Source organism: Desulfobulbus alkaliphilus (genome assembly GCF_016918545.1).
Classification (GTDB): domain Bacteria; phylum Desulfobacterota; class Desulfobulbia; order Desulfobulbales; family Desulfobulbaceae; genus Desulfobulbus; species Desulfobulbus alkaliphilus.
This window is the reverse complement of the sequence record NZ_JAFFQC010000010.1, coordinates 91,808-111,423: the sequence shown is the minus strand read 5'-3', so window position 1 is coordinate 111,423 and position 19,616 is coordinate 91,808. Positions and strand designations below refer to the sequence as shown.

Annotated in this window: 16 protein-coding genes; 8 read left to right on the top strand and 8 right to left on the bottom strand. The window is 54.4% G+C overall.

Translation table 11 applies throughout. The annotated features are described in order from the left end of the window. The first annotated feature begins 74 nt into the window (after nt 1-74). From JWG43_RS07460 to JWG43_RS07450, 3 genes are all read left to right on the top strand, one after another. Nucleotides 75-1,628 (top strand): acyl-CoA carboxylase subunit beta, encoded by a 1,554-nt coding sequence (locus JWG43_RS07460; protein ID WP_240193446.1) that lies wholly within the window; start codon nt 75-77, stop codon nt 1,626-1,628. A gap of 8 nt (nt 1,629-1,636) precedes the next feature. Further along, nucleotides 1,637-3,652, top strand: a complete 2,016-nt coding sequence (locus JWG43_RS07455; protein WP_205242268.1) for an acetyl-CoA carboxylase biotin carboxylase subunit — start codon at nt 1,637-1,639, stop codon at nt 3,650-3,652. 61 nt (nt 3,653-3,713) lie between these two features. Continuing rightward, nucleotides 3,714-5,012, top strand: a complete 1,299-nt coding sequence (locus JWG43_RS07450) for a CBS domain-containing protein (RefSeq protein ID WP_205242267.1) — start codon at nt 3,714-3,716, stop codon at nt 5,010-5,012. Nucleotides 5,013-5,125: 113 nt separating this feature from the next. Here the strand turns inward: JWG43_RS07450 and JWG43_RS07445 are convergent, their stop codons facing one another. After that, on the bottom strand, nt 5,126-5,467 hold the full coding sequence (locus JWG43_RS07445) for a histidine triad nucleotide-binding protein (RefSeq protein ID WP_205242265.1): 342 nt from the start codon (nt 5,465-5,467) through the stop codon (nt 5,126-5,128). A 36-nt stretch (nt 5,468-5,503) separates the two neighbouring features. Beyond that, entirely contained in the window at nt 5,504-6,124 is a 621-nt protein-coding gene (locus JWG43_RS07440; RefSeq protein ID WP_205242263.1) for a hypothetical protein, read from the bottom strand. 351 nt (nt 6,125-6,475) lie between these two features. Between JWG43_RS07440 and JWG43_RS07435 the strand changes: the two genes are divergently transcribed. From JWG43_RS07435 to JWG43_RS07425, 3 genes are all read left to right on the top strand, one after another. Next, entirely contained in the window at nt 6,476-7,795 is a 1,320-nt protein-coding gene (locus JWG43_RS07435; RefSeq protein ID WP_240193445.1) for a DEAD/DEAH box helicase, read from the top strand. A gap of 226 nt (nt 7,796-8,021) precedes the next feature. After that, entirely contained in the window at nt 8,022-9,821 is a 1,800-nt protein-coding gene (typA, locus tag JWG43_RS07430) for a translational GTPase TypA (RefSeq protein ID WP_205242260.1), read from the top strand. Nucleotides 9,822-10,303: 482 nt separating this feature from the next. Then, nucleotides 10,304-11,056 carry a hypothetical protein gene (locus JWG43_RS07425; RefSeq protein ID WP_205242257.1) on the top strand — a complete coding sequence of 251 codons (753 nt, stop codon included), beginning with the start codon at nt 10,304-10,306 and terminating at the stop codon, nt 11,054-11,056. 38 nt (nt 11,057-11,094) lie between these two features. Here the strand turns inward: JWG43_RS07425 and JWG43_RS07420 are convergent, their stop codons facing one another. The 5 genes from JWG43_RS07420 to glgX all read right to left on the bottom strand — a co-directional run bounded on the left by JWG43_RS07420 (nt 11,095) and on the right by glgX (nt 16,419). Continuing rightward, a complete protein-coding gene (locus tag JWG43_RS07420; protein ID WP_205242256.1) occupies nt 11,095-11,553 on the bottom strand; it encodes an NUDIX domain-containing protein in 459 nt (152 codons plus the stop codon). Between the two features lie 27 nt (nt 11,554-11,580). Continuing rightward, nucleotides 11,581-12,159 carry a 5' nucleotidase, NT5C type gene (locus JWG43_RS07415; protein WP_205242255.1) on the bottom strand — a complete coding sequence of 193 codons (579 nt, stop codon included), beginning with the start codon at nt 12,157-12,159 and terminating at the stop codon, nt 11,581-11,583. Between the two features lie 14 nt (nt 12,160-12,173). Beyond that, nucleotides 12,174-13,043, bottom strand: coding sequence for a DNA-binding protein (locus JWG43_RS07410; RefSeq protein WP_205242254.1), 870 nt, complete (start codon nt 13,041-13,043; stop codon nt 12,174-12,176). Between the two features lie 741 nt (nt 13,044-13,784). Next, nucleotides 13,785-14,318: a GDSL-type esterase/lipase family protein gene (locus tag JWG43_RS07405; RefSeq protein ID WP_205242253.1), complete on the bottom strand. Its 534-nt coding sequence runs from the start codon at nt 14,316-14,318 to the stop codon at nt 13,785-13,787. Nucleotides 14,319-14,322: 4 nt separating this feature from the next. Beyond that, entirely contained in the window at nt 14,323-16,419 is a 2,097-nt protein-coding gene (gene glgX, locus JWG43_RS07400; RefSeq protein WP_205242252.1) for a glycogen debranching protein GlgX, read from the bottom strand. A gap of 317 nt (nt 16,420-16,736) precedes the next feature. Here glgX and JWG43_RS07395 point away from each other — a divergent pair, with 317 nt between their 5' ends. Together JWG43_RS07395 and JWG43_RS07390 are read left to right on the top strand one after the other, a co-directional pair. Next, nucleotides 16,737-17,672: an Lcl C-terminal domain-containing protein gene (locus tag JWG43_RS07395; RefSeq protein WP_205242251.1), complete on the top strand. Its 936-nt coding sequence runs from the start codon at nt 16,737-16,739 to the stop codon at nt 17,670-17,672. 95 nt (nt 17,673-17,767) lie between these two features. Beyond that, nucleotides 17,768-18,139, top strand: coding sequence for a response regulator (locus tag JWG43_RS07390; RefSeq protein WP_205242250.1), 372 nt, complete (start codon nt 17,768-17,770; stop codon nt 18,137-18,139). Between the two features lie 209 nt (nt 18,140-18,348). On the opposite strand, the gene JWG43_RS07385 is transcribed toward JWG43_RS07390, so the two are convergent. Beyond that, on the bottom strand, nt 18,349-19,473 hold the full coding sequence (locus JWG43_RS07385; RefSeq protein WP_205242249.1) for a D-alanyl-D-alanine carboxypeptidase family protein: 1,125 nt from the start codon (nt 19,471-19,473) through the stop codon (nt 18,349-18,351). Nucleotides 19,474-19,616: the final 143 nt, after the last annotated feature.

The following is a 19,616-nucleotide window of genomic DNA, read 5'->3' as shown; positions in this document are numbered from 1 at the left end:
AAAAACCAATAATCGAGAATCGGTTCCCGCCCCTGCCTGGGCGGGACATCGGATTCCGTTACCAGGTGAGGAGCATGGATACCCAATATCACGCAACCTTAGAAACTCTAGAACGACTGCGGGCGGAATCGATCTCTGCCGGTGGGCCCCAGCAGAAGGAAGCCCAGCATCAGAAAGGCAAACTCATGGCCCGGGAGCGGCTCGATCTGCTGCTGGATGATGGCTCCTTTGAAGAGTTCGATGTCCTCAAACTCGGTCGGGGCGGCAGCCTCAGGGATGAAAAAAGTTATCTTGGCGATGGGGTTATCACCGGGCATGGATCCATTGACGGCCGGGAGGTTTTTGTTTTCAGTCAAGATTTTACGGTCATCGGCGGTTCGCTGGGTGAGGCCCATGCCCAGAAAATCTGTAAAGTCATGGATCTGGCCGTCAAGGTGGGTGCACCCATTATCGGACTCAATGATTCCGGAGGAGCACGAATCCAGGAAGGTGTCGACGCCTTGGCCGCTTATGGTGAAATTTTTCACCGTAATGTCCGCGCCAGCGGTGTCGTACCGCAAATTTCCTGCATCATGGGGCCTTGTGCCGGTGGTGCCGTGTACAGTCCTTCGATTACCGATTTTGTCTTTATGGTCGAGGATTCTTCCTACATGTTCGTGACCGGGCCGAGTGTGGTCAAAACGGTCACCCATCAGGACATCACCTCCGAGGATCTGGGTGGGGCCAGGGTGCATGCTCAGAAAAGCGGTGTGGCCCATTTTACCGTGCCCAATGATGTACTCTGCCTGCGCGAGGTACGGCGTCTGATCAGCTATCTGCCCTCGAGCAATCAGCATCGGGCGCCTATTCTCGATTTGAGTGACTCACCGGAACGTTCCGACCCGGTACTCGATTATCTTGTCCCTGGCAATTCCCACCAGACCTACGACATGCATGTGCTCATCCATAGTATTCTCGACGGCGCCGAGTTCATGGAGGTTCATGCCGGGTTTGCCCGCAACATAATCTGCGGTCTGGGGCGGCTTGGCGGTCAGACTGTGGGCTTGGTGGCCAATCAGCCTGCCGTGCTTGCCGGGGTACTGGATAACGATGCGTCCTTCAAGGCTGGACGTTTTGTTCGTTTTTGTGATGCGTTCAATATTCCACTGATTTCTCTGGTCGATGTCCCCGGTTTCATGCCCGGGCCGGATCAGGAGCATGGCGGCATAATCCGTCATGGCGCCAAACTGCTCTATGCCTTCACCGAGGCTACTGTCCCCCGAATTTCGGTCATTATCCGCAAGGCCTACGGGGGGGCCTATCTGGTGATGAATTCCAAACATATCCATTGCGATGTGAATTATGCCTGGCCAACGGCGGAGATTGCGGTGATGGGTCCCAAGGGTGCGGCTGAGGTCATTCATCGCAAGGCTATTTATGAAGCTGATGATCCGGAAAGTGTGCTTAATGAAAAAATGGAGGAATATCGTAGCACCTTTGCCAACCCCTTTCTTGCTGCCCAGCGGGGCTACATTGATGATGTTATTTTTCCCCGGCATACGCGACCGCATCTCATCCGTACCCTGCAGGTGCTGGACAGTAAAAGAACCAAGGGACCAGATCGTAAACACGGAAATATTCCTCTTTGAGGCTCGATATGTTTGACAAAATTTTGATCGCTAATCGTGGTGAAATAGCCATTCGTATCATTCGAACCTGCAACCGGCTTGGTGTTGCCACCGTGGCGGTCTACTCCGATGCCGACAGTCGTAGTCTGCACCGCCACCTGGCGGATGAGTCGGTGCATATTGGTGCTTCACCCTCGCAGCAGTCGTATCTCGTGATCGAAAAAATCATTAATGCAGCCAAGGCTACCGGGTGCCAAGCCGTGCATCCCGGCTACGGTTTTCTCTCGGAAAACCCTCGGTTCGCTGAGGCCGTACAGGAAGCTGGCCTGACATTTATCGGCCCGCCGGCAAAGGTCGTTGAGATAATGGGGGACAAGATAACCTCCAAGGAACTGGCAAAAAAGGCCGGAGTACCGGTTATTCCCGGCCACATCGAAGCATTGAAGGATGTGGAGGAAGCTCTGCAGGCGGCCGAAGCGGTCGGGTATCCGATTCTGCTCAAGCCGGCCGCCGGTGGTGGCGGCAAAGGGATGCGTATTGTCCGGACCCCCGAAAATATGTCGGCGGCTCTGGCCGCCAGCCGCCAGGAAACGCAAAAAGCGTTCAACGATACCCGTATTTTTGTCGAACGCTATATCGAGCAACCCCGTCACATCGAGGTGCAGATAGTGGCGGACATTCATGGTAATATCGTTCATTTGGGTGAACGGGAGTGTTCCATCCAGCGGCGGTATCAGAAGGTCATCGAGGAATCACCGTCACCAGCGGTTTCGCCCGATCTGCGGCGACGGATGGGCCAGGCTGCCTGTGACCTTGCCCGCTATGCCGGGTATGTCAATGTCGGCACGGTCGAGTTTGTCATGGACAACCAGCACAATTTTTATTTTCTGGAAATGAACACCCGTTTGCAGGTCGAGCACCCGGTCACCGAAATGATTACTGGACTCGATCTGGTTGAATTGCAGTTGCGTATCGCAGCCGGTGAAGCATTGCCTTTTGCGCAGAGTGGTATTAATTTCAGCGGTTGGGCTATTGAAGCGCGGATCTGCGCCGAGGAACCGGAGCGGGGATTCACGCCGGCAACCGGTATGGTCACCCGCTATGCTGCACCACGGGGGCAGGGGATCCGGGTGGACAGTGGTATCAATATCGGCGGCAAGGTAGACGTCTTTTATGATTCCATGCTGGCTAAAGTCATCAGTTATGGAAAAACCAGAGAGGATGCCAGAAGGATCCTGATTGAAGCGCTCAATGGGTATCACATTGAGGGTGTTGCAACCAATATTGATTTTGTCACCCGGGTGCTGTGTCTCCCTGAATTTGCCGAGGGAAGCCTGAGTACCGGTTTTGTTGAGCAGCATTTTGACGGTGGAACATCCAAGCGGTCACCGGCCCTGCGACATCTGCAACTGTCTGCCTTGGCGGCCACCCTTATTTACCATACCCGCACCGTAGCGGTACGGGAATCACTGCGGCCCATGATCTCCAACATCGGCGGTAAGCGGGAGGCGGATCGGATGCACCCGTACATGGTTCGCTGCCAAGGGGATGTCTTCGAGGTGGTTCTGGAGGGCACGCCGGTCAGCGGTCGCCTGTGCACCATCCAGGTCGACGGGACCAGGCATGAGGTAGAAATTCCGACCTTTGAATTCTTTCGCCGTCGCCTCAAACTCAATATCAACGGCCAGGACTACCGTTTCCGGATCCGCTTTGATGAGTCTTTCATGTTTATGTCATTCAATGGTATTTCCCGTTTGTTTGAGGTCTATACTCCGAAAGAATGGGCCCTGATGCAGTATATGCCGGAGAAAGCCGATGTGGTGCTTAACAACATCCTCCTGTGCCCCATGCCGGGTCTGGTGGTGGATGTCCTTGCTCAAAAAGGCGAACGTGTCCACCGCGGTCAGAATCTGGTGATTCTCGAGTCCATGAAAATGGAAAGCGGGGTGGCTTCTCCGGTGGACGGTGTTGTTGCTGATGTCCTGGTGCAAAAAGGTCAGGCGGTGGGGGCTGATGAAGTGCTGATGTCGTTTGAGATCGAATAAGGACGATGCCTTTCATCTCTGCTGCTCCCCCACGAAGGACTTTTCTCTGTGAATTGAAGCGATGCAAATAACAACAACCCACAAAAACACTGATTTTGACGGCCTGTCTTCCATCATCGCGGCCACTCTGCTCTATCCGGGCGCTGTTGCGGTGTGCCCCAGAAACGTCAACCCCAATGTCCAGCGTTTTTTGTCCCTGCATAAAACTTCCTTTGATATCATCCTGGCCAAGGAGGTCGATCCGGCGACCGTCACCCGGATGATTATCACCGACACCAATCAGTGGCGGCGCCTGGAGGGAATGGGGCAACTCAAGGAGCGTGACGATGTGGAGATTTTTTTATGGGACCATCACCCGGGAATCGGTGATATCAATCCTCACTGGCAATGCGTTGAAAAGGTCGGTGCCACCATCACTCTGTTCCTGCGAGAGATTCAGCGCCAGTCCCTGGATTTGACTCCACTGCAGGCCACCCTTTTCCTTCTCGGCATATACGAAGATACCGGTCAACTGACCTTCAGTTCCACCACCCCGGAGGATGCCCGGGCTGCTGCCTTTCTCCTCGAACAGGGGGCCGATCTGAATATTGCCGTTGATTTTCTCAATATGGCGTATGGTGAGGTGCAGAAAAAAGTTCTGTTCCGGCTGATGCGTGATGCCGAGCAGGAGGAGATCAAAGGCAAACGGGTCGATATTGGGGTTGTGACCATCAACAAGCACGTTGAACTGGCCATGGTGGTGCAGTTGTATGGAAAAATCGTCAACGCCGACGCAGTGTTCGTCATTTTTATCAACGAAGGCAACGGTTTTTTTATCATTGGCCGCAGCAGTGTTCCGGAGATCAACGTTAACACCGTGCTGCAGCGATTTGGCGGCGGCGGCCATCCGGGGGCCGGGTCGGCCACCATTACCGGCGGGTCGATGACCGCCGGGGAGATTCGTCAGAAAATCATTGCCGCTCTTCATGAGGTGCAAGTGGGCGGAGCGCTGGTTGCCGACATGATGTCCTTCCCGGTGACAACCGTCAATCCGGATACACCGATGCACCAGGTTCGGCATATCATGGAGGAGGAGAAGATTCGCGGAGTGGTGGTGGAAGAGGAGGATCGGCTGCTCGGTATTGTGGTCCTCTGGGACTTGAAAAAACTACGTCTGCAGAAACAGTGGAACAGTCCGGTCAAGGCCTTCATGAACCGGAACGTGACCACCATATCTCCGGATGCACCGGCAGACGAGGCGGCGGACCTGATGGTGCGGAAAAATATCGGTCATCTCCCTGTGGTACAGGGCGAGAAGGTCATTGGTATTGTCACCCGAACCGACATTATCAACTACCTGTACGGCATGCTCCCGGCGTAGCTATTCAGAAGCTCAGAAGCCAATACTGCCCGGTGCTGCGGGAAAGCGTGGCTGTCTGCTATAGCCCCTCTGTTTAAAGCTTTTGTACCTGTGATAGCTTGCGAATAGTGTTTTCACCCCGGAGGCCAGGACATATCGCGTCCGCCAAGGATGTGCATGTGGAGGTGGAAAACCGTCTGACCTGCCTGGGGACCGTTGTTCACCACGACCCGGTATTGGGAGCATCCTTCCTGGAGGGCAATTTCATTTCCCATCCGCATCAGCTTTCCCGCCACCCGTTCATCTTCAATGGCCACGTCTTCCGGGCCACTGAGGTGTTTTTTAGGGATGAGCAGGAAGTGTATCGGTGCCTGGGGATTGATATCGTTGAAGGCAATGATGTCTTCATCCTCATAGAGGATGGTGACCGGGATTTCACCCTCGACAATTTTACAGAAAAGACAGTTTTCAGACATGCTGGACCTCCTGGACAATGAAGATACCGTACGTGATCAATTGGACGCGTGAACTTTGGGCTGGAGAAATACGATGAGGGAATTATGTTCGCTGACTATGTTGACCGGGTCCAGGGCAAGGGGGATTAATCGGTCGCCGATGGTGATGCCAATGAGACGCAACGCATCGAGGTCGACATGAAACTCCCTGCCGGCCAAGGCGCCGAGCAAGGGAGCAAGCGAGCTTTCCTGGTTGTTGTTTTGCCCCGGATTGCGGAACCTGGGGGTGACATAGAGTTCCCTACGTTCGGAATCAAAGCGGGTGATCAAGTCGCAGGTGACCGGCAGGCGAGCCTGACCGAGTCGAAGCAGGATGTCCTGACCGGCAATGTTGGTTACCGCCACCAGGTTTCTTCCGGAAAGCATGCCACTCACGGTAATAATATTGTTGTCAATGGATAACTGATCAAGGGATTCGAGTATGATTTCCCCTCGTAACAGTTCATGGTGTGCTGGGATTGTCAAGGGCAGGATGGATTGTATGGTTGCCTGCACGGTTTCCGCCGGGATGGAGAGGACCAGGTCTCGGGGAGATCTTTCCCGGGCGTGGGTCATCGATGCGGCAAGCAGCAGGATGATAAGGTAGCTGAGACTGCGGTAATAAGGGTGTATTGCCATGTTGCGCTCGATAAAAGAAAATCGGAGTGTCGGGAACGCTGTCCGTTATGGTGAGTTCGTGCTCGGGCAGAATGGAGCACAATGTAGGGCAATGCTCCTGTGTATGTCCTTGGACAGCGATTCAGCGGGACTGCTGCTGATCGATCAAATCAAGTTTCAGAAAAAGCCTCTTAAGATGCATTATTTTTCAGTCGGTGTCAAGGTACGGGTGGATAAAAAACGGTTCTATTGCCGCGTCGGCCGATTTTATCCTTGTTGCTGGCACAGATCTTGTAAAAGAGCAGTATGAGCAAAGGGTCACAACCGGCATGCAGTCATTCTTCCGTCCGTCTCACCGTCGGTCAAGAATGCATGATCACGGGAGCACCGCCAGAGCTGACTGCCGCCATTCGCGCTGCTTTGACTCTGGAAAATCCCAAATATCAGGCCGCAAAGCGCTATGGTCGTTGGGTCGGCAGGCAACTCAAACCTCATCTGCTGTATTATCGTGAAGAAAAAAATGGCTTAGTGTTTCCCCGCGGTTTCGGTAATCAGGCGGTGTTGCTCTGTCGTCGTACAACCGGAAAACCTCCGGAAATTGACGACCAGCGTCGACTGCTTCCGGAGATAGAATTCCGTTTCCATGGACGGTTGCGCGCCTACCAGCAACGAGCGGTGGAGGCGGTTCTGGCTCGCTCTTTCGGAGTGCTTGAAGCTGGCACCGGATCCGGCAAAACGGTCATGTGTCTGAATATTGTTGCCCTGCGCCGACAGCCGACGCTTATCCTGGTGCACTCCAAGGAACTCCTCTACCAGTGGCGGGACAGGATTCGCCAGTTTCTCGATATCGAAACGGGCCAGGTCGGTGATGGTCTTTTCGACCTTCAACCGGTGACGGTGGCCATTGTCAATTCCGCCAGAAAAAACCTGGTGAATCTGCCCCGGCATTTTGGCCAGATTGTGGTGGATGAGTGCCACCGGGTTCCGGCCAGCCTTTTTACCGAAGTTGTTGCAGCCTTTGACAGCTATTACATGTTGGGGCTGTCCGCCACCGCTTTTCGCCGGGAAGGCGCTATGACAAGGTTGATCTATGCGTATATGGGTGATCGGGTGTATACGGTGGACAACCGTATTCTCGAGGCCAGTGGTGCTGTTGTGCGACCGGATCTCCTCCAGCGGTCCACCGGTTTCGTTGCCTGCCGGCAGTGGGACTATAGCTCTTTGATCAAGGCGCTGGTTAATGATGAGCAGCGGAATTGTCTGATCGCCAGCGATATTGTTACCCTTGTTCGTCAGGGGCACCAGGGCACGCTTCTGGTGGTTTCAGATCGGGTTGCGCATTGCCGGGCCCTGAAGCAGCTAGTCAAGCAGCAAGGTGTCACCGCTTCTTTGCTCACAGGTCGAGCGACTTCCGACAATCGGGAGCGCATCGTGACGGAATTGCGTGAGGGGAGGGTCGCCGTGCTGATCGCCACTTTGCAGCTCATCGGTGAAGGCTTTGACTGCCCTGGTCTCAGCACCCTGGTGTTGGCCACTCCGATCAAGTTCGAGGGCCGGCTGTTGCAGGTGGTCGGTCGGATCATGCGGCCGGCACGAGGAAAAAAAGCTCGGGTCATTGATTATGTTGATGAACATATCCCGGCACTGCGGCGTTCAGCTGCAGCCCGTCGAGACGTTTTTTTGCGCTGGTAAATGCTCCTCCCGGCAATCTCCTTGTCTTTTAGTCGTTTCCTTTGTATAAAAGCACCTTTTTGTTCGGATCACTTTCCTGTGAGCGGTATACTGGACATTCCACCGCTGCCTGTCCAATTACCTCCCCGGGTCTCCCGATTGTGGTACCACCACATCCACCAAGTCTGCGTGTCAGGTTGGCCCTTGAGCAGATGCCTATCAGTGCCCTTTCCGGGGCAGGAGCAGTATGGAACAGCAGTATATTCGTAATGTCGCCATCATCGCCCATGTCGATCATGGGAAAACCACTCTTGTTGATCAGCTCTTCCGTCAAAGCGGTATGTTCCGCGACAATCAGCAGGTGGCGGAACGTCTCATGGATTCCATGGACCTTGAACGAGAACGCGGGATTACCATTGCCTCAAAAAATGGATCCTACGTCCATGGTCCCTATCAGATCAATATCATCGATACCCCGGGTCACGCTGACTTTGGCGGCCAGGTTGAACGTGTGTTGCGCATGGCCGACGGAGCCGTCCTTCTGGTCGATGCTCAGGAGGGGCCAATGCCGCAGACCTTTTTTGTCGTCAAAAAGGCGTTGGCCGCCGGTTTACCCATCCTGGTGGTGATCAACAAAATTGACAAACCTGCTGTCCGGTGCGAATGGGTGGTGGATCAGGTCTTTGACCTGCTCGATCGACTGGATGCACCCGACCATGTTCTTGATTTTCCTGTTGTCTATGCTTCTTCCAAAGCCGGGTATGCTCTCACCTCCCCTGAGGTACCGGTGACCGAGGAAACCGGCATGCAGGCGGTGTCAGAGATGATCATCGCCCACGTGCCGCCTCCTTCGGGGAGTGTTGAAGCTCCCTTGCAGTTGCAGGTGAATACCATCGATTACTCTCCTTATCTCGGTCGTCTGGGCATTGGTAAGCTGGTCAACGGGTATCTGGATTTGCGAACGAACCTCGTGGTCGCCCGCCGAGATGGTTCCATCTCGCCGGTGCGGATCAACAAAATTTTTGGTTTCCGGGGTGATCAAAAGGTGCCGATCGACAGTGCCTCAGCCGGGGATATAGTCGCTGTCGCCGGTATGGAAGATGTCACGGTCGGGGTCACCTTCACTGATCCGGATTTTCCACGGCCTCTTCCCCTTATCGAAATTGACCCACCCACCATTTCCATGCATTTTATTGCCAATGATTCACCTTTTGCCGGCCAGGATGGGAAATATGTCACCTCCCGTCATCTTGAAGAACGTTTGTCAAGGGAAACATTGTCCGATGTGGCCCTGCAGGTGGAGCCGCTGACCGAAGGCATCGGTTACCGGGTTTCAGGGCGCGGCGAATTACACCTTTCAATCCTCATCGAGAAGATGCGTCGGGAAGGGTATGAGTTTCAGGTCACCCGACCCCAGGTTATCATGCGGGAAGTGGACGGTGAAACTCTGGAGCCGTATGAGGAGTTGTCGGTGGAGGTGGATGAGCAGTACCAGGGAGTGGTTATTGAAAAATTGGGGAAATTGAAGGGAATCCTTGTCGATATGCAGGTGGAAAAGGCCATGACCCGGATGAAATTCAAGGTGCCGACCAGGGGATTGCTTGGCTATCGCTCGGTTTTTATGACCGATACCCGCGGTATGGGGGTGATGAATTATATTTTTGCGGAATGGGGTCCCTATGCCGGTGAGATCCAGAACCGCGTCAACGGAGTCATGGTTGTCAAAGAGCCGAGCACAACCGTGGCCTATGCCTTATTCAATCTGCAGGAGCGAGGGCGATTGTTCCTTGGTCCGGGCATCGAGACCTATCCCGGCCAGATAATTGGCGAGCACTGTCGGCCGGCCGATCTGATCGTCAACCCGGCCAAGGGGAAAAAGCTGACCAATGTCCGCGCTTCCGGATCGGATGACGCCGTCATTCTGACACCACCCATTGACATGAGCCTTGAAGACTGCATATCGTATATAAATGATGATGAACTGGTGGAGATTACCCCGAAGGCAATCCGTCTGCGCAAGAAAAAGGGCGTAAAAATAAGAGGGTAGTTGGCTTTCTCAAGGGAGGCGGGATGAAAGAGCTGTTTGTGCTCGGCACTGCTGTGATGGTTGGAATCGCCACCCTGACGATTCTTGTCAGGCGATCAGGAGGAGAGTGCATGCCCTGACTGCTGCTCTATGGTTCCGCGGGCGCGGGACTGGCGGCCTATTTGATACTCAGATATCTTTTCTGATCCCCTTCTCTTCTTTCTGTCCCTCGTTGTTGCCTGATGCCAGTAGATGCCAGTAGATGCCAGTACAGACCAGTATTACGTGCCGGTGTTTAATGCGCAGCTGCACCGGGTACAGGGACAAGAGCGCATGACCTGGGACTTTTTAACGGCGCTTCACAAGCGACAAGCAGGCTGACGAGTTCTATTGATCCTCTGCGCGGCTGCCTGGTCGTCTGCAGATGAGGTGCTGGTGAAGGGTTGCCCTTCCCTTGTTTCCATCCATAGCTGATGCGTACCGATATGCACCCTGAGCCGTCCGTGACCGTAAAGAACCCCACAGCCTTGATCCGTTCCAGGATCAGTGAAAAGCGCATTTTCGAAGCCGGTTTCCTCTGTCGGCAACTCGGTACTGAAATCGATCCCAGGGAAAAAACCGCCTTGCAGCAGGAATTGGACAGCCTGGTCGCCCGGGTGGATGAGCTGCGGCAGCAGGCCAGGGCACATGCGCAGGAAGGGCGACGGACAAGAGCCGATTCCGTGTACCGGGATATTGAAGGGATCGCCATTGATGTTCCTGGTCTGCAGGAGGAGCGAGCGAAACTGGTGGGTGCCGAGCCCCTTGTTGCCAGGATAACCGGGCGGACTCATACGCCGGAACCGGAACCGGCCACGAAACCGGATGAACCGATGGTGAAAGCCGAGCAGAGAGAGGTGGAACATGAGCCGGCCGGTGCCTTTTCTCAGGTGAGCTTCAACGGGTTGGCCCGGGGACGAATGATTGTCCTGGGGAGTGTTGGTGTTTTGTTTCTTGTTGCTCTTGTCGTTCTTGTTGCCCTTTTTCGCGGCGTACAGCCACCTGTGCTGACGGAACCGGAAGAGGGTGATCAGGCAATTCTGATCAGGCCATTGACCCTGCCCCCATCAGACACTGCTACCGTGATCATCACAGAGATCGGAGAAGAGTCGTCCGATGATTCGACCGTATCCGGTGATTCCACCGTGGCGAAGCCGGTTGATCGTCCCCCGACCGTCAGCGTCGGGACCCTGCAGATTGAGGAAACCGCCCGATAAAATCATCGGCAAAGGGTGCCAGTTTCCAGGGTGAAAAATCAGCCAGTTGTCGGCCTTAACAGGGGTAATTTGCCTGTTTCCTTGAAGGTAAAATAATCCTCGAGAATTCGCGCGTGGTCAAAGGCCAGCGGCGGCAGGTTGTGGCGATGAAAGATTGCTGCCCGGCCTGCATCATCCCCGGCCGTTGGTTGTCCGGAGGCAGAGGCAATGTAGACGGTTGATGCGGTGTGCTGGCGGGGATCACGATCTGGATTTGAGTAGGTATGAAACTGGAGCAGCAGGGTGACTGCAAGACCGGTTTCTTCGGCGGCCTCACGCCGGGCGGCTTGTTCATAGGACTCGCCGTAATCGACAAAGCCGCCGGGCAGGGCCCACCCAGGGGGTGGGTTTTTTCGTTCGATCAGCACTATCCCTCCTTCTGTTTCGATGATGATATCCACGGTGGGGGCTGGGTTTCTGTATGGGTGTCGGGCGACTTCGCTGGTGGGACAGGGCATGGGCTCTACTCCGGAGGAGAGGACAGGTCAGAAGCAAAGGGCGTGGATATCGTTCCAGTTACGCACGGTGGGCAGTTGGTGCCGTTTCCGGTTCCAGGGCTGAGAAAAGACAAAGGGACGAATGCCTGCTTCATTGAGTTGCAGGCAGGTTTCCGCCCGGTCATCGACAAAGGCTGAGAGACCTGACATTTTGACGTAGCGGACCTTGTCGTTGTGATCACCCATGGCCACCACTCTGATTCGTTGCCCCACGGGCACCGGTAGTGCTGTTTCCAGCCAATCGTACACGGGAGCGGCATGGGGACGTGCCGTGATGATGGTCACTTCCGCCTGTCGGGTCAACGCTTCAAGAACTTCCGGAGCTCCAGGCATGGGTAGCAGCCCGGTGCCCACCGAGTCATGAAGAATTGTGGTGAAGATGGTCTCGACAATGCCGGCATCCAGGGACAGACACTGCTCCACGGAAAAATCGGTGATATCTTCCGGACGGAGACCGCAGTGGTTGTACTGTTCACAGGCAAGACGGAGAAAGGCCTCGACCGTATCGGCAATGACACCATCAAAATCAAAGCCGATCTCAGCCGGGTGAATTTTAGGGGCAAACACGGGGCGTACCAGGGCTATCGTTCAACGCTGGCGTCTTCGATGATGGCCTCGTACCTGTACCCTGCACCGAAGTCGCGGTTGGCTTTGAGAATACCTTCCACGGTAACAATAGCCCCCTCACCGGGATCATCGAGCGTGGTGAACACGAGGTTATGGTGGTTGTGGAGCGGGTTGCCTGAGCCATCCTGAATATGGACCCAGTTTTTACCCATGATCATGCGGGAGATTTTTACGACCTTGCCCCGGACCCTGACCGTGGTGCCATGCAGCGCAGCTGCTTGAGCAAAGAGTTCTTCCACGGTAAAACTGTTGTCACCGGAAGCTTTTTCAACCTTAACATTTTTGGCGGGGACAATGGCGCCGGCGCTGCCGGGAGAATCCCCCATGAGCGCATCCTCACCAACCGGCGGACCGGTCACCGGGGCGCCGCCACTTCTTTCTGCCTGCAGGGCTTCAGCGAAACTGAACATGTGTTGTGGTTCGTTGTCGGCGGGAGCGACCGGTGTGGTCGACTGTGCCATAGCCTCACGGTCGAGGCCGGACGAAAAAAGAATGGTCTCAAAGGTACGGCCCAGGGTGTTCGATTCAAAATTACGCATGATCATACCCGGGGCAACGATGACCTCTTGTCCCTTCTGGACACTATCTTCGAGGATAGCCACCCAGACCCTGCCTTGAGCCGTCTCCAGGTGAAGATAGGTGTATCCGGCGCTGTTCATGGTTTCCAGGACCGAGCCCCGCAGGCCCATTCCTTCCATAACAGCCTCCATCTGGCCGGCAGGGACAGTCCCGGGCCTGGTTCTCTGGGAATCAGCGTGCAGCGTGGAGGTATTGAAAAGAAAAAAAAGAGCGGTAAAGGATGTCAGTACGTGTCTTGATATCATCTATGATTCTCCTGCAATGGGAAATACGTCGGGGTGTTGGGCACGTGGGACATGTGCATGGTGGAAATTTTCTGCTCGGGCACCGATTCGACTTTTCAGGTCATGCGGCCTTTCTGTTTGCACCAGGTGCATGTCCTGAATCCGTGAAGGCTGGGCTCTGTTGTTGATGTAATTTGCTGAACTCGGGTTAAAAATACGACGATAGTTAGGCAATTCTCCTTCACCAACCGCCCCTCGGGGCGGACAAACGCTCTTGGATCCAGGTATGTGTTCTGTACTTGATCATCGGATCAAAAGCATGCAGGCAACTGTCCGGCGTTCAGCTCCGGTTCAGCCTGGTGTGGTGGCAGCCTGTCGCTGGGGTGCATCAGTTCGGTTTGTCGTGCTTCTGTCGTGTAGTTCGTTGTTGTTTTCACTGAGCGTACAGTGCTACTGCTCCATTCCATCCGCAGGATATGGTGAAAAATGAGTCGCAACCGGTGGTCAGGTAGGTTGGCAGTGCCGTATTTTCAAGGGCGGACAGGGTTTGCTTGGTAAGCGATCACAGGTACCCCATCTTTGCACGAACGCGGCTGCCCGCATAGAAGGGCTATAGCGGGCAACCGCGCCTGCACAAATCTGGGGCACCTGTGACCGATTACAGTACCCGAGCTTTATAAAACAAGCGGTTACAAACCCCGTGATTGGTAACTTTGCTTGTCCTTGGATAGTAAATAAGAAGAGGGAGTCCGTCTGTCAACCTCAACCGGGTCCGGAAAACAGGGACTGCAGGCACCGGCGGATCTCTCCAGCCCAAACCTGGTAACCTCTGGTACTCAAATGTACCTGGTCGTTGAGGAAACCCGGATGGGTGATTGGCAGACATTGCTCGGAAAAGGGTCTGGTCATGTCAAGAAAGTGACAGTTTGGTGTTGCCGTGGTCACCTCGGCCAACTCCCGGTTGACCTGGTCAAGCTGCGACCGTAGGACAATGGGCATGGGCATCAGGGAGGTGATGATCAAAGGGCATTGCGGATAGAACAGCCGCAGTCGTGGGATCATAGTGTTGAAAATCACGGGGAAAAAAAGATCGCCAAACAACAGATTGTTGGTGCCGGATTGGAGGAGCACAGCATCGGGATCGGGGCAGGCCTCGATTTCAGCTCCCAGCCGCACCGCCAATTCTCCCGTAGTTTCGCCGGCGATACCGCGGTTGATCACTGCGACATCCGGAAGCAGTGTCGGCCAGTCGCCCCACTCCACCAGGGAATCACCCAGCATCAGCAATTGAATCATATGCTTACCCCTTTGGTATGTTGATGGACTGGAGGACAACACATCCCATGTTGGCAACCTTGATTGCGGATCCGCACTGTACTCTATCTCCCGCCCCAGGGTCAACGAAGTCGAGGGGGGCCCGTTGGCCGGTGTCGATAATTTTGGCCCAGATCCTGTTCCGAGAGGGTGATGGGATGGTAAAGGTCGCCGGAGTATCGGCACTGCCATTGAGCAGGATCATAAAATCGTCGTCCTTTTCCGGGAGGTGTGCGCCGCTGAGGAAAAAACCAAGGGTTGTGCATTGTGCCGACCAATCCTGCTCGCCGGGATGAAGACCCTGCCAGACAATGTCCGGCGGGTTGGCTGCCACCCCGGATCGATCGTTACTGGCAAAAAAATCGTCGCGGCGGAACACGGGATGGGTGGTGCGCAGTTGGATCAATTTTCTGAAAAAGCGCAACAAACGGTGATTTTTCCTGGCCAGGGACCAATCCACCCAGCCGATGGTATTATCCTGGCACCAGGCATTATTGTTGCCTTCCTGGCTGCGTCCGAACTCATCGCCGGCAACCAGCATGGGAACGCCCTGGGAAAGAAAGAGGATGACCGCCATGGTGCGGATCCGGCGGGAGCGGAGTGCCTGGATTTTCGAGCTGTTAGTCGGCCCTTCCATTCCGCTGTTCCAACTGAGGTTGTGGTTGTCGCCGTCCCGGTTTTCCTCCCCGTTGTTCAGGTTGTGTTTTTCATTGTAACTGACCAGGTCGGCCAGGGTGAAACCGTCATGGCTGGTGATGAAATTGATCGAATTGCAGGGACGGCGGCCATTGATCTGATACAGGTCGGAACTGCCGGCGATGCGGGTGGCCAGGGCCGGAACCATACCGGGATGACCGCACATGAACGAGCGGATATCATCACGAAATCGGCCGTTCCATTCGGCCCAGCGGTGGTGCGAGGAGAAATTGCCGACCTGGTAGAGACCGGCGGCATCCCAGGCCTCGGCGATGATTTTAGTGTCGGCCAGCACTGGATCCTCGGCGATCATTTCGACTACCGGGGGATTGGCCAGCACCTCTCCCCGAGCATCTCGACCGAGGATCGAGGCCAGATCGAAACGAAAACCGTCCACATGCATTTCAATCACCCACCAGCGCAGGGCATCCATGATCAGGTTGCGGACAATTGGGTGATTGCAGTTGCAGGTGTTGCCGCAGCCGGAAAAATTGAGATACGCCCTGGTCCAGGGATCGAGCAGGTAATAAATGGTATTGTCAATACCGCGAAAGCTGGTGGTGGGTCCATCGGCACCGCCTTCGGCGGTGTGGTTGTAGACAATGTCAAGGATGACCTCAATGCCGGCCCGGTGCAGCGCTTTGACCATGTCGCGGAACTCGTTGAGGGGTGCTTCAGGATCGCTGCTGTATCCGGATTTGGGCGCGAAAAAAGAAAGCGGGCTGTATCCCCAGAAATTTTTCAATCGTTCGCCGCTGTCAGGATTGACAAAGGTGGTTTCGTTTTCATTAAACTCAGTCACCGGCAGCAACTCGACTGCGGTGATTCCCAGCCGCTTGAGATAGCTTATTTTCTCGGTGATACCCCGGAACGTTCCCGGTGCTCTGGTTTGGGAAGACGGGTGGCGGGTGAAGCCACGGACATGGAGCTCATAGATGATGGAATCCTTGAGCGGGATGTTGAGGGGGCGGTCGCCCTCCCAGTCATAGTCGTGGCGATCAAGCAGGCAGCAGGGTTCCCGGCCAAGGCAGGTCCGCTCTCCACCCCAATGCGGTGAGTGAATTTCCTTGGCATAGGGATCCAGGAGGATACGGGATGCGTCAAAGGCATGACCGGTTCCCTGAGGGTCGTGGGGACCGGCAATACTGTACCCATAGCGCAGGGTGGCAGGAGCATTGACCAGCAGGATGTGCCAGATGTCGCCGGTTTTATGGACAGCGGGATCCAGGGGAAACTCTGTGAGTTCCAGGCTTTCCGGATCAGGCAAGACCATCAGGGAAACCGCTTCGGCATGTCTGGAAAAAAGAGCGAAATTGATACCCCATGGCGTTATCTCGCTGCCAAGAGGCAAAGGGGAACCCGGTTCTGTGCGCGGTTTATATTTCATCTTGATTTGATAATAATTATTATTATATTTTTAAGTGACCATTGCACCCTGGATTCGTGAGTGTTAGATCATGCGTCAGCTTTGTTGTTCGTGACCGTTCGATTGAAGTGGAATTTTTTCGGACGATTACGGGCAATAAAAATGGCGTGCAAACGGGTGCCCCGAGGAGCGGCTGGTAAGGGTGAATCAAAAACACTATTGTACTAATATCCTGATTACAGCAAAATAAATCAGAATTAGAGCCCGGTCGTCACGGATTCAGGCGCAAGTCAGCATACTAGGTTAGTGCTTTTTTTAAAACCATTAAGGAGGTACGTATGGGACTGTTTAGGAAGTTGGCACGCACGGGCATAAAGAATATCGATTGGGATATGACTCCGGAATACACCTTTGGTACCTTTGAGAGTTGGGGAGGAAAGGAGCGGATCCGCAGTAAAAATGAACGGATATATTATTTTTTCATTGACGCCTGGGACGAGGAACCAAAATTGCTTCTCATGGAGCGCGGCATCAAGCATGCCAGGGTGGTGGCTGAAATACGAGCACCCCTGACAATGCTGCAGCAGTGTGTGCAGGAACAGGGCAAGGTGGCCCTGTTTGAACGGACCCACGGCATCAACGATGCATTGAAGGAGTGGTTGATTGCCAATGTGATCGATACTGAAGATGATTCGCGAATTCTTCCCGTGGAAACTGAGAGCAATGAAGACCTGGTTGCCACCGGGTTGCCGGGCCGCCATGATGGGGTCACGGTTGCCCAGACGGTGGCTCTGCCCCGCGGACCGGAAGAATTGAATGAAGAGGATGTGAATACCTTGATTGCCCGCTATGATTTCAGTGAGCAGGAACGCAATCCTCAAGGCAGGTTCAAGTCCATTCTGGTCGATAACGGTGATGGTCTGACTGTGACCGACAGAGTGACAGGCCTGATGTGGCAACGGGGTGGCCTTGATATTATGAGCAGCAGGGGTATACACAGGGAGGTTGAGCGGCTCAATACGCAAGGCTTTGCCGGATATACCGATTGGCGCCTGCCTTCCATGGCAGAGGCGCTTTCCTTGCTGGAACCTGAAAAGACTGAAACAGGGCAATATATCCACCCCTGCTTTTCCGTAGAACAGCCGTTTATATTTGTCGAGGCGACCAGAAAACCCGGCGGTCACTGGTTTGTTGATTATAAACAGGGTCGAGCGTTTTGGTCATCCGGGACTATTCCTGGTGGTTTCGGACGTTTGTGTCGCGGGGAAAAGTAGGGGATCCGGCAAGAAAGTGTTGATTAGACAAGGGAGAGGCTGTAGGATGTCGCTATTCAAACCCATATGTTTTCAGGTCGGGGAGTGGACTTGTCTTGAAACGGATACTGGTCGTTGATGATGAAGCGCAGATACGCACTATGCTGACCCAGATGCTGGAGCAGGAAGGGTATGAAGTGCATACTGCTGAAAATGGTGAAGAAGGGTTCGTTTTAGTGGGCCGCCATTCTTTTGACCTGGTGATCACGGATATGATTATGCCGGTCAAGGACGGACTTAAATTCATCATGGAACTGGTGCGCGACTACCCGGATTTGCGGATCCTGGCCATTTCAGGAGGTGGTGCCATCAAGGCGGAGCGTTATCTGACCATGGCTGGCTATCTGGGCGATATCGCCACCCTGGAAAAGCCGTTTAAACGTGAAGCATTGCTTGATATCGTCAAAAAACAGCTTGATCCTGAATGAGATTTCAGGTGATATTCCCTCTTGTGATCGATGAGAGTTCTGTAACCGGTTCCCAAGTCCTGCAGTCATCTCTCTACACCGGCTGAACGGTTACGGAGTTTGTAAAAAAGCCGGCAACGAAGACGTTGCCGGCTTTTTTTTTACCAAGGCCAAGAGGTGTATGGGCGGTCTGTAAAAAACACTTTGCCGAGCCCGAGGTTTCAGTTCCGTCATGGATGTGGAGAGGGCGAAAAAGAGGTTGATGCCTCTTCTTGACTGGTTGCCTTTGCCCTTTGTTCCTGCACTTTGAATCCATAATCGACCAGTTTTTCCAGGTCAGACCACATGGATTCACTCCCTAAAATAGCCACCACGATCGAGTGCCCCGCCCGGGTGAAGTGACCGACATACGTCTGCCGCGCAGCCCGTGTATAACCGGTTTTGCCGGCATCCGTGCCGGCAATGCGCCAGAGGGCTCTGTTGTGATTGTTCAGAGACCGGCCATAAGCGGTGGCAAGCGTTCTTTCCCGCATTCGGGTTACGAATTCTTCATCCTGCATCGCGTAGCGAAACAGGTTGGCCAGATCCCGGCTGGTCGACTGCTGACCTTGGGCGGTCAGGCCGGAAGCTGTACGGCAGACCGTGTTCCTTGCCCCCCACATCCTGGCGCTGAGGGTCATCAGGTTGGCGAAATTGTCCTCGGAACCGGAAATTTTTTCCGCCAGGGCGACACTGGCGTCGTTGGCCGAGGAAAGCAGGACGGCGTTGATCAGGTCGTCGGCCAGATATGTGCGTTGGGGGTCAAGATGGATTTTTGAGCTGGGCATGGCGGCGGCATTACGGCTGACACTGACAGTGTCATCGCCCTGCAAGGTTTTCAATGCGATCAGACCAGTGATGATTTTGATGGTGGAGGCGGGTTGGCGCGGGGTGTCCGGTGCCTTGGCGTAGAGAGTTGCTCCGGTTGTCGCATCCATGACCATGAAGCTTTGCGAGCTGATCTGTCGGGAGATATCGGGAAGTCCGAATGGGGTACTGGTCACCCTTTCGGATTGAGGAGTCGACGGGGTCGAAGAAATGGGTTCAGCTGGTCTCGCCCTGCTGGGGATCTGGCGCTGCGGTGCCGATTTGGAGGTTGTTGTCAGTGCTTGTGTGCGGGTCGATGTGTCCTGGGTTGGCTGGGCGGCCATTTTAACCGTCTCGCTTTGCAGAACGGGTCGGGATGGTGGTGTTGTCACCTGATTTTTAGCTGTGGCCTTGAGTACCGGTATTTTGGCATCCGCGGAAATTGTCGGCATACACAGGAAGATGAAGGTGAAAAAAAAGGCCAGGAGAAGGGGGTGGTGTTGTTGCATGGTGTGTGCGGACCGTCGATTGAGAGGAGGTATTTAGCTGGATGAACTTAATAATTCTTCGCGTTGACTGTCAAGTGAATCCCTCGTTTTCTTTGAAAGAAGTCGCTTCTTGTGGTAAACAGGCCTCCGGTAAAACGAGAGAG

Bases quoted from the DNA above. Each gene is read 5' to 3' on its own strand.
- JWG43_RS07460 (WP_240193446.1), top strand. From the start codon at position 75: ATGGATACCCAATATCACGCAACCTTAGAAACTCTAGAACGACTGCGG.
- JWG43_RS07455 (WP_205242268.1), top strand. From the start codon at position 1,637: ATGTTTGACAAAATTTTGATCGCTAATCGTGGTGAAATAGCCATTCGT.
- JWG43_RS07450 (WP_205242267.1), top strand. From the start codon at position 3,714: ATGCAAATAACAACAACCCACAAAAACACTGATTTTGACGGCCTGTCT.
- JWG43_RS07445 (WP_205242265.1), bottom strand. From the start codon at position 5,467: ATGTCTGAAAACTGTCTTTTCTGTAAAATTGTCGAGGGTGAAATCCCG.
- JWG43_RS07440 (WP_205242263.1), bottom strand. From the start codon at position 6,124: ATGGCAATACACCCTTATTACCGCAGTCTCAGCTACCTTATCATCCTG.
- JWG43_RS07435 (WP_240193445.1), top strand. From the start codon at position 6,476: ATGATCACGGGAGCACCGCCAGAGCTGACTGCCGCCATTCGCGCTGCT.
- typA (WP_205242260.1), top strand. From the start codon at position 8,022: ATGGAACAGCAGTATATTCGTAATGTCGCCATCATCGCCCATGTCGAT.
- JWG43_RS07420 (WP_205242256.1), bottom strand. From the start codon at position 11,553: ATGCCCTGTCCCACCAGCGAAGTCGCCCGACACCCATACAGAAACCCA.
- JWG43_RS07410 (WP_205242254.1), bottom strand. From the start codon at position 13,043: ATGATATCAAGACACGTACTGACATCCTTTACCGCTCTTTTTTTTCTT.
- JWG43_RS07405 (WP_205242253.1), bottom strand. From the start codon at position 14,318: ATGATTCAATTGCTGATGCTGGGTGATTCCCTGGTGGAGTGGGGCGAC.
- glgX (WP_205242252.1), bottom strand. From the start codon at position 16,419: ATGAAATATAAACCGCGCACAGAACCGGGTTCCCCTTTGCCTCTTGGC.
- JWG43_RS07395 (WP_205242251.1), top strand. From the start codon at position 16,737: ATGGGACTGTTTAGGAAGTTGGCACGCACGGGCATAAAGAATATCGAT.
- JWG43_RS07385 (WP_205242249.1), bottom strand. From the start codon at position 19,473: ATGCAACAACACCACCCCCTTCTCCTGGCCTTTTTTTTCACCTTCATC.